At 71.7% G+C, this 14,642-nt stretch carries 16 protein-coding genes; 8 read left to right on the forward strand and 8 right to left on the reverse strand.

What is annotated here, in order from left to right:
- Window positions 1-84 precede the first annotated feature (84 nt).
- Genes ASE15_RS14815 through ASE15_RS14825 form a run of 3 tightly spaced genes read right to left on the reverse strand, consistent with a single transcriptional unit; the run spans window position 85 to window position 2,764 of the window.
- Window positions 85-1,071, reverse strand: a complete 987-nt coding sequence (locus ASE15_RS14815; protein ID WP_056764088.1) for a Gfo/Idh/MocA family protein — start codon at window positions 1,069-1,071, stop codon at window positions 85-87.
- Entirely contained in the window at window positions 1,071-2,171 is a 1,101-nt protein-coding gene (locus ASE15_RS14820; RefSeq protein WP_056764090.1) for a DegT/DnrJ/EryC1/StrS aminotransferase family protein, read from the reverse strand. Before ASE15_RS14820 ends, ASE15_RS14815 begins: the two co-directional genes overlap by 1 nt.
- Window positions 2,168-2,764 (reverse strand): acyltransferase, encoded by a 597-nt coding sequence (locus ASE15_RS14825; RefSeq protein ID WP_056764092.1) that lies wholly within the window; start codon window positions 2,762-2,764, stop codon window positions 2,168-2,170. Before ASE15_RS14825 ends, ASE15_RS14820 begins: the two co-directional genes overlap by 4 nt.
- Before the next feature lie 139 nt (window positions 2,765-2,903).
- On the opposite strand from ASE15_RS14825, the gene ASE15_RS14830 reads away from it, so the two are divergent.
- The 4 genes from ASE15_RS14830 (at window position 2,904) to ASE15_RS21530 (ending at window position 5,845) form a co-directional block, all read left to right on the forward strand.
- Entirely contained in the window at window positions 2,904-3,626 is a 723-nt protein-coding gene (locus tag ASE15_RS14830) for a glycosyltransferase family 2 protein (RefSeq protein ID WP_056764095.1), read from the forward strand.
- A 15-nt stretch (window positions 3,627-3,641) separates the two neighbouring features.
- Complete coding sequence (locus tag ASE15_RS14835) at window positions 3,642-4,013, forward strand: DUF2304 domain-containing protein (protein ID WP_056764098.1); 372 nt, start codon at window positions 3,642-3,644, stop codon at window positions 4,011-4,013.
- 75 nt (window positions 4,014-4,088) lie between these two features.
- Complete coding sequence (locus tag ASE15_RS20920) at window positions 4,089-4,256, forward strand: hypothetical protein (RefSeq protein WP_157277238.1); 168 nt, start codon at window positions 4,089-4,091, stop codon at window positions 4,254-4,256.
- A gap of 695 nt (window positions 4,257-4,951) precedes the next feature.
- Window positions 4,952-5,845, forward strand: a complete 894-nt coding sequence (locus ASE15_RS21530; protein ID WP_056764100.1) for an LCP family protein — start codon at window positions 4,952-4,954, stop codon at window positions 5,843-5,845.
- Window positions 5,846-5,877: 32 nt separating this feature from the next.
- On the opposite strand, the gene ASE15_RS14845 is transcribed toward ASE15_RS21530, so the two are convergent.
- Genes ASE15_RS14845 through ASE15_RS14855 form a run of 3 tightly spaced genes read right to left on the reverse strand, consistent with a single transcriptional unit; the run spans window position 5,878 to window position 8,289 of the window.
- A complete protein-coding gene (locus tag ASE15_RS14845; protein ID WP_056764103.1) occupies window positions 5,878-6,432 on the reverse strand; it encodes a hypothetical protein in 555 nt (184 codons plus the stop codon).
- A 45-nt stretch (window positions 6,433-6,477) separates the two neighbouring features.
- Complete coding sequence (gene purE / locus ASE15_RS14850) at window positions 6,478-7,050, reverse strand: 5-(carboxyamino)imidazole ribonucleotide mutase (protein ID WP_056764105.1); 573 nt, start codon at window positions 7,048-7,050, stop codon at window positions 6,478-6,480.
- Between the two features lie 3 nt (window positions 7,051-7,053).
- A complete protein-coding gene (locus ASE15_RS14855; RefSeq protein ID WP_056764107.1) occupies window positions 7,054-8,289 on the reverse strand; it encodes a 5-(carboxyamino)imidazole ribonucleotide synthase in 1,236 nt (411 codons plus the stop codon).
- Between the two features lie 101 nt (window positions 8,290-8,390).
- Here ASE15_RS14855 and ASE15_RS14860 point away from each other — a divergent pair, with 101 nt between their 5' ends.
- On the forward strand, window positions 8,391-8,924 hold the full coding sequence (locus ASE15_RS14860) for a GtrA family protein (protein ID WP_082618483.1): 534 nt from the start codon (window positions 8,391-8,393) through the stop codon (window positions 8,922-8,924).
- Window positions 8,925-8,963: 39 nt separating this feature from the next.
- Here the strand turns inward: ASE15_RS14860 and ASE15_RS14865 are convergent, their stop codons facing one another.
- Both ASE15_RS14865 and ASE15_RS14870 read right to left on the reverse strand, forming a co-directional pair.
- Window positions 8,964-10,319: an ATP-binding protein gene (locus ASE15_RS14865; RefSeq protein WP_056645943.1), complete on the reverse strand. Its 1,356-nt coding sequence runs from the start codon at window positions 10,317-10,319 to the stop codon at window positions 8,964-8,966.
- Between the two features lie 35 nt (window positions 10,320-10,354).
- Complete coding sequence (locus ASE15_RS14870; RefSeq protein WP_056645940.1) at window positions 10,355-11,038, reverse strand: response regulator transcription factor; 684 nt, start codon at window positions 11,036-11,038, stop codon at window positions 10,355-10,357.
- Between the two features lie 286 nt (window positions 11,039-11,324).
- Here ASE15_RS14870 and ASE15_RS14875 point away from each other — a divergent pair, with 286 nt between their 5' ends.
- The 3 genes from ASE15_RS14875 to ASE15_RS14885 all read left to right on the forward strand — a co-directional run bounded on the left by ASE15_RS14875 (window position 11,325) and on the right by ASE15_RS14885 (window position 14,627).
- Window positions 11,325-12,821, forward strand: a complete 1,497-nt coding sequence (locus tag ASE15_RS14875; protein ID WP_082608468.1) for a sensor histidine kinase — start codon at window positions 11,325-11,327, stop codon at window positions 12,819-12,821.
- Window positions 12,818-13,540 carry a response regulator transcription factor gene (locus tag ASE15_RS14880; protein ID WP_056645937.1) on the forward strand — a complete coding sequence of 241 codons (723 nt, stop codon included), beginning with the start codon at window positions 12,818-12,820 and terminating at the stop codon, window positions 13,538-13,540. The genes ASE15_RS14875 and ASE15_RS14880 overlap by 4 nt, the downstream gene beginning before the upstream one ends.
- 244 nt (window positions 13,541-13,784) lie before the next feature.
- Window positions 13,785-14,627, forward strand: a complete 843-nt coding sequence (locus ASE15_RS14885; RefSeq protein ID WP_056645935.1) for an ABC transporter ATP-binding protein — start codon at window positions 13,785-13,787, stop codon at window positions 14,625-14,627.
- The last annotated feature ends 15 nt before the right edge of the window (window positions 14,628-14,642 follow it).

The raw sequence follows: 14,642 nt of genomic DNA on the forward strand, positions 1-14,642 counted from the left end.
GGGGCAGCGCCTCGAGCCTCCGGGTACGACGCGGGGCACCAGGCGGCTGCCTGGTGCCCCGCGTCCTGCCCGAACGAGCGCCGTTCAGAGCTCGACGGTCAGTCCTGTCGCTGCCGACTGCAGGACCGCCTCCGCGACCTGGAGGGTGCGCAGCCCTTCTTCCATGGTGACGATGTCGTTGCTCAGGCCGAGCACCGCGTCGCGGAACGCCTCGTGCTCGACACGGAGCGGCTCTCGCTTGGCCAGCGCGTAGCGCACGATGTCGCCCTCCGACACGCCACGGAACGCCGTGATCGACTCCCACTCCGTCGGGATCACACCGTTCGCGTAGAACGTCAGGTCAGCGCTCGCGGTGTCGGCAACGAAGGCACCGCGCTCACCGGTGACGGTCGTCGTGCGCTCCTTCATGGGCGAGAGCCAGTTCACGACGTGGTTGACGATCACACCGTTGGCGAGCCGACCCGAGGCGAAGACCATGTCCTCGTGCGGACGCCCACTCCTGTGCGCCACCTGCGCGGCGACGGTGCGGTACTCGCTCTGCGCCACCCATGCCGTGAGATCGATGTCGTGCGTACCGAGGTCCTTGACGACGCCGACGTCGGCGATCCGCACAGGGAACGGCCCCTGCCGTCGGGTGGCGATCTGGTAGACCTCGCCCAGCTCCCCGGCCTCCATCCGTCGCCGCATCTCCTGGAGCGCCGGGTTGAAGCGCTCGATGTGCCCGACGCACCCTACGAGGCCCGCGACCTTGAACGCGTCTGCGACCCGCCGACCTGCCTCCGAGTTCTCGGCGATCGGCTTCTCGACCATCGCGTGCACGCCGGCGGCGGCCAGAGCGAGCCCGACCTCCTCGTGGAACTTCGTCGGCACTGCGACGACGGCCATGTCTATCCCGGCGGCGATGAGCGCCTCGACGTCGGGCAGGACCGGCAGGCCCCCCGCCACACCGAACGGGTCTCCGCCCGGGTCTGCCACGGCCACCAGGTCGACCCCGGAGATCTCCCGGAGGACCCTGGCGTGATGGCGGCCCATCGCTCCGAGGCCGATCAGGCCGGCACGCAGGTCAGCCATCAGGCACCTGCCTTGACGACACTGTTCACGCCGGTGACGATGCGGTCGAGGTCCTCGTCGCTGAGCGACGGGTGCACCGGGAGGGAGATGACCTGCGCCGCAGCGAGCTCCGTCTGCGGCAGGTCAAGGCCGGGGGCGAAGTGCTCCAGGCTGGCAAGCCGGTGGTTGGGGATCGGGTAGTAGACACCGGAACCGACTCCGTGCTCTTCCCGCAGCGCGGTGACGACACGGTCGCGGTCCTCGGCGACACGAATCGTGTACTGGTGATACACGTGCACCGCGCCTTCAGCGACCACCGGGGTGACGACACCCTCGAGGTGGGTCGAGAGGTACTCGGCGTTGCGCTGTCGATCGGCCGTCCAGCCACCGACCTTGGTCAGCTGCACTCGTCCGATCGCCGCGTGCACGTCGGTCATCCGAGCGTTGAACCCGACGACCTCGTTCGCGTACTGCTTCTCCATCCCCTGGTTCCGGAGCAGACGGACGTTACGTACCATCTCGTCGGAGCCGCACGACACCATGCCGCCTTCACCCGACGTCATGTTCTTCGTGGGGTACAGGCTGAACATCCCGAAGGTGCCGAACGAACCGACCGGCCGCCCGTCCAGGGATGCGCCGTGCGCCTGGGCGGCGTCCTCGAAGAGGAGGAGACCATGCTCCTCGGCGATCTTTGCCAGTGCACCCATGTCAGCGGGGTGTCCATAGAGGTGCACGGGCATGATGGCCTTGGTGCGCTCGGTGATCGCGGCGCGGACCGACTCGGGCGAGAGGCAGAAGTGGACCGGCTCGATGTCCGCGAAGACCGGGGTCGCCCCCGTGAGCGCCACCGAGTTGGCCGTGGCCGCGAACGTGAACGACGGCACGATGACCTCGTCCCCCGGACCGATGCCCGCAGCCAGCAGACCGAGATGCAGCCCGGAGGTCCCGGAGTTCACCGCGACGCACGACCGCCCTCCGACGAGGACCTCGCCGAACTCCGTCTCGAAGGCGGCGACCTCCGGCCCCTGGGCGATCATGCCGCTCCGGAGGACCCGGTCGACGGCAGCGCGCTCGTCGTCCCCGACGATCGGCTTGGCGGCGGGAATCAATGTCTGGCTCATTCTGCGGCAACCTCTCTGATGGAGCTCTCGTGCTCCTCGTAGCGCACGCCGGTCTCTGGGCACACCCAGTGCGCCCCGTCCTTCTCGAGAGGACGACCGGCTCGACCGACCCAGCCCACCTGACGCGCCGGAACTCCGACGACGATCGCGTGGGCAGGGACGTCCTTGGTGACGACGGCACCGGCGGCGACGGTCGACCACGCGCCGATCGTCACGGGGGCGACGCACACGGCCCGGGCCCCGATCGAGGCTCCGTCGCCGATCGTCACCCCCTGCGCGTGCCAGTCGTCGGCGCTCTTGAGCGAGCCATCAGGGTTGACCGCGCGCGGGTAGGTGTCGTTGGTGAGAACTACGGCCGGTCCGACGAAGACCCCGTCTCCGAGAGACGCGGGCTCGTAGACGAGGGCGTAGTTCTGGATCTTGCAGTTCTTCCCCACCTGCACGCCGGTCCCGATGTAGGCGCCGCGCCCCACGACGCAGCGCTCACCGAGCGACACGCCCTCACGCACCTGTGCGAGATGCCAGACCTGGCTTCCGTCTCCGATCACCGCGTCGTCTGCGACGTCGGCAGTCGGGGCAATACGAGCACCCATGAGTTACGGTCTCCCTCGCCGTCCGTGGTTACGGGAACACTCTAGACCGGTGCACGGGACTAGCCTGACCGCGTCGGACCGGGCGCCGCACGACGTTCGCTGGCCCCGAGCCCCACCTCCAGACTGCAAGAATGTCCACATGGATCTGCCCTCGGCCTCCGGCGACGCCCCCGGAGCCACTCTCCCCTCCGCACCGTTCGACGACACCTGGCTCGTCGTCCCCCTCTACAACGAGGGCCGCGTCGTCGGGGACGTGATGCGCACCGCGCTCAGGACCTTCCCGCACATCGTCTGCGTCGACGACGGGAGCACCGACGACTCGGCGGCGCAGGCCCAGGCCGCCGGAGCCACGGTGCTCCGTCACGCCGTGAACCTGGGTCAAGGTGCCGCGCTCCAGACCGGGCTCGAGTACGCCCGCACCCGTCCGGGCGCGAAGTACCTCGTGACGTTCGACGCCGACGGGCAGCACCAGGTCGACGACGTCGTCGCGATGGTCGAGCTCGCGCGGACCGAAGGTCTTGCGATCGTGTTCGGGTCCCGTTTCCTGGACGACCGCACCCACCCCGGTCTGTTGAAGCGCGTGGTCCTGCGTACCGCGGTCTGGTTCACCAACAGGAGCACCGGACTCCGCCTCACCGATGCGCACAACGGCCTGAGGGTCCTGCGGGTGGACGCTGCGCGAGCGGTCGACCTCCGGCAGGACCGCATGGCTCACGCGAGCGAGATCGTCCACCAACTGGGTCGTACCGGCCTGCCGTGGCGGGAGCACCCGGTCCACGTCCTCTACACCGACTACTCGCGGGGCAAGGGCCAGTCGCTCTGGAACTCCGTCAACATCCTCGTCGACCTGGTCTTCAAGTAGACCGGAAGGACCGTCATGCTGATTCAGGCCATCCTCCTCGCCGCGATCGCGGTCGTCGCCGTCATGCTCACCAGGTCGACGGCAGACGCCCGCCACCAGGCCATCAGGCGCCTGCTCCTCGCCGCGTTCGTGGTGTCCGCCGTGGCAGCGATCATCTTCCCGCAGGGACTCTCGTACGTCGCCAACCTCATCGGGGTCGGACGTGGCACCGACCTGCTCCTCTACGCCCTGGTCATCGCGTTCGTCAGCTACATCGCCACGAACCACCGCCGGGCGCACCAGCTGTCTCGGAAGATCACTCTGCTGACCCGCGAGCTGAGCCTCGCCGAGGCGCGGATCGAGTCCTCGACCCCCACCCGAGAGGCCCCCGACGCCGAGCAGTCCTGATCTGCACAAGTCCTCCACCCGAAGCGCTCCCAGCGCTCTCAGCCGTCTCGACGCACGGCAATAGGCTCTACTCCCGTGACGACTTTCCTGCTCCCCTCGCGCTCCACCGGCCTCGCCTTCGGCACGTCGGGTGCTCGAAGTGGCACCATCACCTTCATGTCGGTCGTCACCGCCCTCGTCCTGGACGCAGCTCCGCACCGGTTCGCCCGTCTGCCCGACGGCGCCTCGTCGGTCGGCGGCTGAGGTCACCGATGTCGCACGAAGAGTCGCAGTCGGGACGCACACGGCCCCCCAGCTTCACGCCACAGTCGGGACGGGCCGCCCGGCCACCGAGCGCCAACGACGCCATCGCCGTGGGATCGGACGGGTCTCGGACGGGCGCCCTGCACCCCCAGGAGCCCCTCTCGCCAGACGTCCCCCTCTCGGCCGAACCGCGCATCAAGCGACAGTCGTCGCGCAGCGCGTCGTCACCCCAGTCCCGCCCCGGGACACCTCCGTCCGCAATCCCTCCCCGGCCCGTCGGTGCGCGTGCCCCACGATCCGACGACGGCGCGCCGCCCAGCACCCCGGTCGCGCGGCGCGCGGCATCCGGCGCCGAGGCACCTCCCTCGGTCGCGCCGGCTGCGGGGCGCCAACCCCGCCCTGTGAGCCCCCCCGCTCGTCCGACCGGTAGCCCGGCCCCGGATCAGGGGCGACCCGCGCCCTCTCCCGGCCACCCCGGTTCGATCCGGCCCGCAGCCACGAACCGCACAGCTACGGGCTCACCAGGCTCCCGTCCGCGTCCTGCCCCGGCGTCCGGTGGTCAGGGTGCGGCGCGCCCACCGATCACCCGCTCGGCACCCACCCGCCCTCGGCTCGACGCCCCGTCGACGCGTGGCGGGTCCGGTTTCCGGCTCCGCAAGGGACGTCTCGCCGCCGTCGTCGGCGTCTTCGCCCTCGTGCTCCTCCTGGCCTGGCCGATCGGACTGCTCGTGTGGGCGAACGGGAAGATCCAGCATGTCGAGGCCCTGTCCGGGGCCGCAGGCACTCCGGGCGAGACCTACCTCCTCGCGGGTTCCGACGCCCGTGGTGAGGGAATCAGCGAGGACGGCACGGAGGGCGCTCGCACCGACACGATCATGCTGCTCCACAAGCCCGGCAGCGGTCCGGCATCGCTCATCAGCCTGCCCCGTGACACCTACGCGGAGATCCCCGGCAAGGGCGCCTCGAAGCTCAACGCGGCGTACTCGTGGGGCGGGGCACCGCTTCTCGTCCAGACGGTCGAGCAGCTGACCGGGCTGACGGTCGACCACTACATCGAGATCGGCTTCGGCGGCGTCGAAGGCATCGTGGACGCGGTCGGGGGCGTCGAGCTGTGCCTCGACTACGACGTGAACGACGCCCGGAGCGAGCTCGTCTGGACTGCCGGGTGCCACCCGGCAGACGGTCACACGGCTCTTGCGTTCTCGCGGATGCGCTACTCCGACCCCCAGGGGGACATCGGCCGCGCCGAGCGCCAACGGCAGGTCATCGGAGCCGTCAGCCAGAAGGCCGCGGACAAGAGTCTCCTGTTCAAGCCCGGGACACAGGTCTCGCTGATCGACGCCGGTCTCGCCTCGCTCGTGGTCGACGAGAAGACCGGCATCATCGACCTCGGCAAGATGGCACTCGCGTTCCGCGAGGCCAACGGACCGGAAGGGATCACGGGGACCCCGCCCATCTCCAACCCCGACTACCGTCCGGGCGGAGCCGGGTCCACGGTCCAGCTCGATCCGGAGCTCAGCCCCGCGTTCTGGACCGACGTCCGTGACGGCAAGCTGCCCGCGGGTACCGTCGGTGGACTCCCTCGGTAGAGCGGCTCCGCGCGCACGCTCGCCCCGGGCCCCTACTCGGCGTCGACGGTGAAGGTCTCGGGACCAGCCTGCTGCTGGTCGATCGTCACCTCGAACGCGTCGGCCGGCAGGCCGTCGACCGGTATCCGCACGACGGACCACACCAGGTCAGCCGTGCACTCGGCCGTCTCGCCGGCGCGCCCGGCCCCCTCGACGGGCTTCGTGACGTCGGCGTCCACCGACAGGTGCCGGGAATCCAGCCACACGACCTTCGACGGGAGGGTGAGGCAGGACGAGCTTGCTCCCCGTGCGACGAGCAGCGCGTGGTCCACCTCGGCCGAGCGCCCGACGACGACCATGCGGCCGTAGACGATCTCGGCACCGCCCAGCCTCTCCGACGCCACCTCGCCGTCCACGCTGCCGGCGGGGACGAGCTCCGCCTGGCCCACGTCCCCGGACAGGACCACCTGGCCGGGCACCGCCGTGCCTGAGGCATCGGTGCCGGTCGAGGCGCACCCGGCGAGGACGATCAGCGCGACCGCTCCCAGCACGAGGCGGAGCGTCGCCCGGTCGACACGGCCGTCGGCAGGCTCTCCCCAGAGGCTCATACCCAACCTGTGTGCCGACGCCGCGCGTCCTTGCAGGGGTAGCGACTAGATTCCGAACCCCGTCCGGCGCTCCCCGGCGACCGAGGCACGCAGCGCGGCGCCCTTGGCGTGCGCCTGCTCGCTGAGCCCCTCCTGGAAGGCGACCATCTTCTCGCGCAGGCGCGCTGCGTCGTCGTCCACGCCCGAGGCCAGGATGCGCGCAGCGAGCAGGCCCGCGTTGCGCGCGCCCCCGATCGAGACGGTCGCGACGGGCACACCCGCGGGCATCTGGACGATCGACAGGAGCGAGTCCATGCCGTCGAGGTAGCGCAGGGGCACGGGGACCCCGATGACCGGCAGGGGCGTCACGGCCGCGAGCATGCCGGGTAGGTGTGCTGCTCCCCCGGCGCCCGCGATGACGACACGCAGGCCGCGCTCGGCAGCGCTGCGACCGTAGTCGATCATCTCGGTGGGCATGCGGTGGGCCGAGACGACGTCGACCTCGATGGCCACGCCGAACTCGCGCAGCGCGTTCGCGGCCTCCTGCATGACGGGCCAGTCGGAGTCGGAACCCATCACGATCCCCACGATGGGGCTGTCGGGCGTGGCGCTCGTGCCTGTCACTGTGTTCTCGGTCATGTCTCAGGCCTTCGTCTCGTCGGTGGTGGGGTCCGTGGGGAGGGTCTCGCCGCGCAGCAGCGCGGCGGCGCCCAGCGCCCGACGGCGGACCTCGACCAGGTCATGGCCGCTCACGTTCACGTGGGCGAGCTTGCGGCCGGGGCGCACGTCCTTGCCGTACAGGTTGACGCGCGCGTCGGGGAACGCCCCCAGGACCGCGGGCAGGGCGTCCGTCAGCCGGGGCAGGCTCGACCCCAGCACGTTGGCCATGACGGTCCACGGGGCCGTGGGCGAGGTGTCGCCCAGCGGCAGGTCGAGGACGGCGCGCAGGTGCTGCTCGAACTGGCTCGTGACCGATCCGTCGATGGTCCAGTGTCCCGAATTGTGCGGGCGCATCGCGAGCTCGTTGACCAGGACGCGGCGCACCGGACAGCCGTCGCCCGTGCTGTCGAGCACCTCGAACATCTCGACCGCGAGCACGCCCGTCACGTCGACCCCCTCGGCGATCGCGACCGCGACGGTCCGGGCCTCCTCGGCCTCGGCCTCCGTGAGGTCGGGCGCGGGCGCGACGACCTCGGAGCACACGCCGTCGCGCTGGATCGACTCGACCACGGGCCAGGTGCGCACCTCGCCGCTCGGACGGCGGGCCACGAGGACCGCGAGCTCACGCGTGAAGGGGACCTTCTCCTCGACGAGGAGCTGCGGTCCGCCCGCGGCGGCCGCCGCGAGCCAGTCCGCGGCCTGGTCGGCCGACGACACGACGCGCACTCCCTTGCCGTCGTAGCCGCCGCGCGAGGTCTTGACCACGGCCTGCCCCCCGACCTCGGCGAGGAACTCGACGAGCCTCGCGTGGCCCGCCTCGGGGTCGACCGGCAGGGGCGCCCAGCGCGGGCACGGGGCCCCGAGCTCGGTGAGCCGCCGACGCATGACGATCTTGTCCTGCGCCTGGACCAGCGCGTGCGGCGCGGGGCGCACCGGGGTGCCGTGCGCGATGAGGTCGGCGAGCAGGTCGTTGGGCACGTGCTCGTGCTCGAACGTGAGGACGTCCGCGGGCGCCCGGCCGTCGGTCGGGGCGATGAGCTCTCGCACCGCGGCCTCGTCCCCGGCCGCGCCCACCGGGGCGTCGGTCACGACCTGGGCCGCCGACGACCCGGGGGCCTCGACGAGCACCCGCAGGTGCACCCCGAGCTCACCGGCCGCAGGGGCCATCATGCGGGCGAGCTGCCCGCCTCCGACAACGGCGATCACTGGTGCTGACACGTGTACCGAGGGTAGTCGCTCGGCACGGCTCCGGCCGACCCGTCCCAGCAATCGGTTGCTTCTGGCAATTGTTCCCAGGTCGACCGCGTACCCTGCCGACCATGTCCAGCCAGGTCGACGAGCTCGTGCTCGAACCCGCCGGGGCGTCCACCGTCCGTGAATCCGCCGTTCGCGGGCCGGTCGACGTCCGCCCTCGTGGGGCGCTGCGCCGTGCGCGCGTCGCCGCGCGGCTCCTCGAGCTCGGACGCTTCAGCTTCGTCGGGACGATCGCGTTCTTCGTCGACCTCGGCGTCTTCAACCTCCTGCGGTTCGGCCCCTGGGAGGCGCTCAGCTCGAGCCCCCTCGAGGCCAAGGCGTTCGCCGTCGTCGTGTCGACCCTGGTCTCGTGGCTCGGCAGCCGCTACTGGACGTTCTCCGACCGGCGCACCACGCAGCGCACGCGCGAGCTGGTCGGCTTCCTGCTCGTCAACGCCGTCGGCATGGCCATCTCGATCGGGTGCCTCGCCTTCTCGACGAGCGTCCTGGGCCTGACCTCGCCGCTCGCGGAGAACATCTCCGCGAACGTGGTCGGCCTGGCCCTGGCCAACGTCTTCCGCTACGTGAGCTACCGCAGGTTCGTCTTCACGGGAGCCTGACCGGGCCCGGCATCCCGCCGATCACCGGAGCGCCCGCACCTAGCGGGGCTCGACCTCGGGTCCACGACCACGCCGACGCCGCCGCCCGCCCCGCGCGGAGATCAGCGTCCCCGTCGGCAGGACGACCCGCGGGTCGAGCGTCCGCGGGACCCCCGCGAGGAAGAGCGCGAAGATCGGCGGACGGCGCTGCGCGAGCTCGAGCCTTCCTCCGTCGGCTGCGGCCAGGTCGCGCGCGAGCGCGAGACCCAGGCCCGTCCCCGCTCCTGAGGTCGCACCGCGCTCGAAGACCCGTGGCGCCATCTCGTCCGAGACGCCCTCGCCCTCGTCGCCGACCTCGACGGCGACCGCGCCGCTCGTCCCGCTGGGGCGGGCGCGGACGGTCGTGGTGCCTGCACCGTGCTTGAGCGAGTTCTCGATGAGCGTCGCGAGGACCTGGGCGAGCGCGCCCGGCGTCGCGAGGACCTGGTACCCCTCGGGCACGTCGATCACGAGCTCACGCCCGGCCTGGGCGAACGTCGGTACCCACTCCTCCTCCTGCTGCCGGACGACCTCGATGAGCCGCACGGCCTCGGTGGTCCCGCCCTGGGCCCGCCGCGACTGGGTCAGCAGGTCGTCGACCACCGTGACGAGCCGCTCGACCTGCTCGAGCGAGATCCGGGCCTCCTCCTGGACGGCAGGGTCGTCCGAGGCCATCGAGATCTCCTCGAGCCGCATGCTCAGCGCCGTCAACGGCGTGCGGAGCTGGTGCGAGGCGTCGGAGGCGAACTGCCGCTCGGCCGCGAGGCGGCCGGCCAGGCGGTCCGAGCTGCGTGCGAGCTCGGCTGCGACGAGGTCGATCTCCTCGACCCCGGAGGGTTCGAGCCGCGGGCGCACCTGCCCCGACCCGAGCTGCTCGGCCGACGCCGCGAGGTAGACGAGCGGCGCGGAGAGCCGGTTCGCCTGCCACACGGCCATGGCGATCCCGGCCGCGAACGCCACGACCGAGGCCGCCACGACGAGCAGGACGATCTGGGCGGCCTTCCAGTAGCTCTCGGCGAACGACGTGCTGAGCGCGACCGTCGCGTTCTGGTCCGTCCGGTCCGCCGCCTCGTTGGCTCGCCCCGTGACGACCTCGCCCGCGGTCATCTGCTCGCCGTCCGGGAGGTTCACGAACACGTACGCGGGCAGCTCCCCCGGTCGCCCCACGGACGCGTTGTCGAGGACCGACTGCGGGATGGGCTCGTTCTGCGCGAGCCTGTTGTCGATGTTCCGCGCCAGGGTGTCGACGCGGCCCTGGAGCTGGTCCATCTCGTTGGCCAGGACGAACTGCGCCCCGAGGAACGCGAGCGGAAAACCGAGCAGGAGCACGGCGACGGCGACGGCCGCGACCGTCGCCTGCAGAACGCGTCGACGCACGCTTCCCCGACCTTTCGCTCAGCCCCGTCGGGGGATCAGCCCTCGCCGGTCTCGAAGCGGAAGCCGAGGCCTCGCACCGTGGAGACGTAGCGCGGCGAGTTGGCGTCGTCCCCGAGCTTGCGGCGCAGCCAGGACACGTGCATGTCCAGGGTCTTGGTGGAGCCCACGGGCTCCGAGCCCCACACGTCTCGCATGAGGGTGTCACGCACCACGACGGACCCCGCGCTCGCGATGAGGACGCGCAGGAGCTCGAACTCCTTGGTCGTCAGGTGCAGCTCGCGGTCGCCCTGGAAGGCGCGGTGCGCAGCGACGTCTATACGGACGTCCTGGGCGACCAGCTCTTCCTCGTCGGTCGGGTCGCCGTGCGTACGACGCAGCAGCGCCCGGACGCGGGCGAGCAGCTCGGCGAGGCGGAAGGGCTTGGTCACGTAGTCGTCGGCGCCGGCATCGAGGCCGACCACCAGGTCGACCTCGTCGGCACGCGCGGTGAGGACCAGGACCGGTGTCGTCAGACCCTTGTTGCGGATCTCACGTGCGACGTCCAGGCCGTCCATGTCCGGGAGGCCCAGATCGAGGACCACGATGTCGACACCGCTCGCGGCGTCGATCGCTCCTTGACCAGTTCCATGCACGACCACGTTGTAACCCTCACGCGTCAGCGCACGCGCCAAAGGTTCGGCAATCGCCGGGTCGTCCTCCGCTAGCAGTACGTGGGTCATTCGATCATGCTAGGGCATTCGCAGAACTTTGGCGTTATCCATCAGGCCCCGTGGGACGCTCGTGACGCACCTGATGGACACGCTGCAGCCGGGGTTCCGCTCTGCCCGGGTCTGTCCCGGTCCGCGCCGTCCGGCAGGACCCGCGCCCGCCGGTTCCCCACGGCAGGATCTCGTGCGCCGCCCCTCGTCCTGGCCGCCCGCCGACTGCGGGTCCCCCCACGGTCGCGCGTCGCGTCCGTCCCCGGGAGGACGTGTCGTCCCGGTCCCGCCACCTACCCTGGCAGTCATGGGTTGGTACGAGAACATGGGCAAGTGGTGGGAGCGGCACCGGTTCGCGGTCGACCTCACGAGCACGGCCGTCATCGCGCTCGTCTTCATCCCGTTCGCGCTCGCGTACGGGACGAGCGTCACGGGCGGGTCGACGCTCTCGACGCTGTTCACGATCGGCATGCTGGCCCCGCTCCCCTGGCGACGGGTCCGCCCCGTCGCCTCGGCCGTCACGGTCTACGCGGTCGCGCTCGTCCACCTGCTCGTCGGGATCGTCTTCCTGCCGTCCGACTTCCTCCTGCTGATCTCGCTGTTCTCGGTGACGGTCTACGGCCCTCGCTGGGCCCACCGCACCGCGATGATCTCCTCGGCGGCCGGCTCGCTCGTGCTCGGGCTGAGGCTCGCCGTCAACGCGAGCAGCACGGCCGAGGCCGCGGGGGTGCTCGTCTTCACGGCGATGTTCACCACGATGATGTTCCTCGCGGTCTGGGCCTTCGGTCTGGTGCGCCGCTCACGGCGCGAGACCATCAACGCCCTGGTCGACCGTGCCGAACGCCTCGAGGTCGAGCGCGACCAGCAGGCGCAGATCGCGACGGCCGCCGAGCGCTCGCGCATCGCGCGCGAGATGCACGACATCGTGGCCCACTCGCTGTCGGTCATCATCGCCCAGGCCGACGGCGGCCGGTACGCAGGAGCCGCCGACCCCGCCGCGGCCACGCGTGCGCTGGCCACGGTCTCGGACACCGGTCGTGCGGCCCTCGCCGACATGCGCCGACTGCTGGGCGTCCTGCGCACCGACGACCGCGACGCGGTCGCGGGCTCGGGCCACCCCGCGCAGCTCACGCACGCCCCCGGGCTCAACAACCGTCCCCGGCAGGTCCTGGACGAGGCCCGGGCGACGGGCGCGGCGGCAGGCACGGCGACGAGCCAGACGACGGGCCCGCGCACGAGCAGCCCGACGACCGGCGCCGTGCCGACCGCCACCGGGTCCGTGCGGCGCGTCGAGCTCACGCCCCAGCCCGACTCGGCCGACCTCGAGTCGCTCGTCTCGCAGGTCCGCGACAGCGGCATGCGCATCTCGCTCGTCCGCATGGGCACCCCGCGCCCGCTGCCCCCGGGCGCCGGTCTGACGGTCTACCGCGTGTGCCAGGAGGCGCTCACCAACATCCTCAAGCACGCGGGCCCCGACCCGACCGTCACGGTCGTCGTGACGTGGGGGGTCGACACGCTCCAGCTCGCGGTCGACGACGACGGCCGCGGGGCGTCCGCCGACGGCACGCACTCCCCCGGCTACGGCCTGCTCGGGATGCGCGAGCGCGCGGTGATCTTCGGCGGCGCGGTGACCACGGGTCCGCGACCCGGTGGCGGCTTCCGCGTCCGGTTCACCATGCCCATCCCCCGGCTCGACGGCGTCGCTCCCCCCGTCCCGGCGCCGCCCGCTCCGCCGTCGGGCAGGATGGGGCAGCAGACGTCCGGCACCCCCGCCCCCGCACCCGACGATCCCCAGGAACCATGACCTCCACCTTCTTCACTCCCGACCTCCCCGCGCAGGCCCCCATCCGGGTCGCGCTCGTCGACGACCAGCAGCTCGTGCGTGCCGGGTTCCGGATGGTCATCGACTCCCAGCCCGACCTCCAGGTCACGGTCGAGGCCGGCGACGGGCTCCAGGCCCTGCGGCTCCTCGCGGACCACCCGGTCGACGTCGTGCTCATGGACGTGCGCATGCCGCACCTCGACGGCCTCTCGGCCACGGCCCAGCTCACCGCCGCGGCGGCCGAGGGCCAGCACGTGCCCCGGGTCATCGTGCTCACGACGTTCGACCTCGACGAGTACGTCCTGGAGGCCATCCGGTCCGGGGCCAGCGGGTTCCTGCTCAAGGACGCCCCGCCCGAGGAGATGCTCGCCGCGATCCGCACCGTGCACTCGGGCGACGCGGTGATCGCCCCGTCCTCGACCCGCCGGCTCCTCGAGCACCTGGTCGTGGCCCTGCCCGCCGAGCAGCTCGTCGACACGGGGGCGCAGGAGCAGATCTCCTCGCTCACCGAGCGTGAGCGCGAGGTCCTCGTGCTCATGGCCCGAGGCCGGTCCAACACCGAGATCGCGAGCGACCTGTACGTCGCCGAGGCCACGGTCAAGACCCACGTCGGGCGCATCCTCGCCAAGCTCGGGGCGCGCGACCGCGTCCAGGCCGTGGTGACCGCGTACGAGACGGGACTCGTGCGCCCGGGCGCGTGACGCCGTCGGGCACCTGCAGGTAGGGGTTTCCCCCGGTCCGCGTACGACCACGGGATGACGTCCCGCGTCCCGAGGACCCGCCCCTCGCCGGACGCACGACCCCCGCACCGGCTCCTAGTGTCGTCATCAGGTGGGAACGAGGGCCTCGAGCCCTCTCCCGCACCCCCTCGGTCCCGGCCACGGGCGCCTCGCGCGCCCCGCCCGGGACCGACGCAGACCGACGACGAACTCTCCTGGAGCAGACGTGGACACCACCGTGTACCAGCCCATCCCCGGCAACGCCCCGGCGCAAGGCACGCCCGCCGTGCGCGCCCGGTCCCTGACCAAGCTGTACGGCAAGGGCGAGGCGACCGTGCGCGCCCTCGACGGCGTCGACGTGGACTTCGAGAAGGGCGCGTTCACCGCGATCATGGGCCCCTCGGGCTCCGGCAAGTCCACGCTCATGCACCTGCTCGCCGGGCTCGACACCGCCTCGAGCGGCCAGGGCTTCATCGGCGACACCGAGATCACGGCACTGGGCGACAACGAGCTGACCAGGCTGCGCCGCGACCGCGTCGGCTTCGTCTTCCAGTCGTTCAACCTGCTGCCCATGTTCACGGCAGAGCAGAACATCACGCTGCCGATCGAGCTCGCGGGACGCAAGGTCGACGCCGAGACCAAGGAGTGGCTCGCGACGCTCGTCCAGACCCTGGGCCTCGGCGCGCGCCTCACGCACCGCCCCAGCGAGCTCTCGGGCGGCCAGCAGCAGCGCGTGGCCATCGCCCGCGCGCTCATCGCCAAGCCTGAGGTCGTGTTCGCGGACGAGCCCACGGGCAACCTGGACTCGCGCTCGGGCGCCGAGGTCCTGAGCTTCCTGCGCCGCTCGGTGCGCGAGCTCGGCCGGACCATCATCATGGTCACGCACGACCCCACGGCTGCCGCCTACGCGGACCGTGTCATCCTCATCGCCGACGGGCGCATCGCGGGAGACATCGACAACCCGACGCCCGAGTCGGTCCTCGCCGGGCTCGACGCGCTGCGCACGCTCGAGAGCGACCCCGCGGACGCCCTCGCCGGCACCACCGGTCCGACGGCGGTGCGCGCCTGATGGTCCGGCTCACGC

Source organism: Oerskovia sp. Root22 (assembly GCF_001429135.1).
Lineage (GTDB): Bacteria > Actinomycetota > Actinomycetes > Actinomycetales > Cellulomonadaceae > Oerskovia > Oerskovia enterophila.

Excerpts from the sequence above, each read along its gene's own strand:
- ASE15_RS14875 (WP_082608468.1), top strand. The coding sequence starts at position 11,325 with ATGGGTTGGTACGAGAACATGGGCAAGTGGTGGGAGCGGCACCGGTTC.
- ASE15_RS14820 (WP_056764090.1), bottom strand. The coding sequence starts at position 2,171 with ATGAGCCAGACATTGATTCCCGCCGCCAAGCCGATCGTCGGGGACGAC.
- ASE15_RS14815 (WP_056764088.1), bottom strand. The coding sequence starts at position 1,071 with ATGGCTGACCTGCGTGCCGGCCTGATCGGCCTCGGAGCGATGGGCCGC.
- ASE15_RS14880 (WP_056645937.1), top strand. The coding sequence starts at position 12,818 with ATGACCTCCACCTTCTTCACTCCCGACCTCCCCGCGCAGGCCCCCATC.
- ASE15_RS14835 (WP_056764098.1), top strand. The coding sequence starts at position 3,642 with ATGCTGATTCAGGCCATCCTCCTCGCCGCGATCGCGGTCGTCGCCGTC.
- ASE15_RS14830 (WP_056764095.1), top strand. The coding sequence starts at position 2,904 with ATGGATCTGCCCTCGGCCTCCGGCGACGCCCCCGGAGCCACTCTCCCC.
- ASE15_RS14845 (WP_056764103.1), bottom strand. The coding sequence starts at position 6,432 with ATGAGCCTCTGGGGAGAGCCTGCCGACGGCCGTGTCGACCGGGCGACG.
- purE (WP_056764105.1), bottom strand. The coding sequence starts at position 7,050 with ATGACCGAGAACACAGTGACAGGCACGAGCGCCACGCCCGACAGCCCC.
- ASE15_RS14870 (WP_056645940.1), bottom strand. The coding sequence starts at position 11,038 with ATGACCCACGTACTGCTAGCGGAGGACGACCCGGCGATTGCCGAACCT.
- ASE15_RS14860 (WP_082618483.1), top strand. The coding sequence starts at position 8,391 with ATGTCCAGCCAGGTCGACGAGCTCGTGCTCGAACCCGCCGGGGCGTCC.
- ASE15_RS14825 (WP_056764092.1), bottom strand. The coding sequence starts at position 2,764 with ATGGGTGCTCGTATTGCCCCGACTGCCGACGTCGCAGACGACGCGGTG.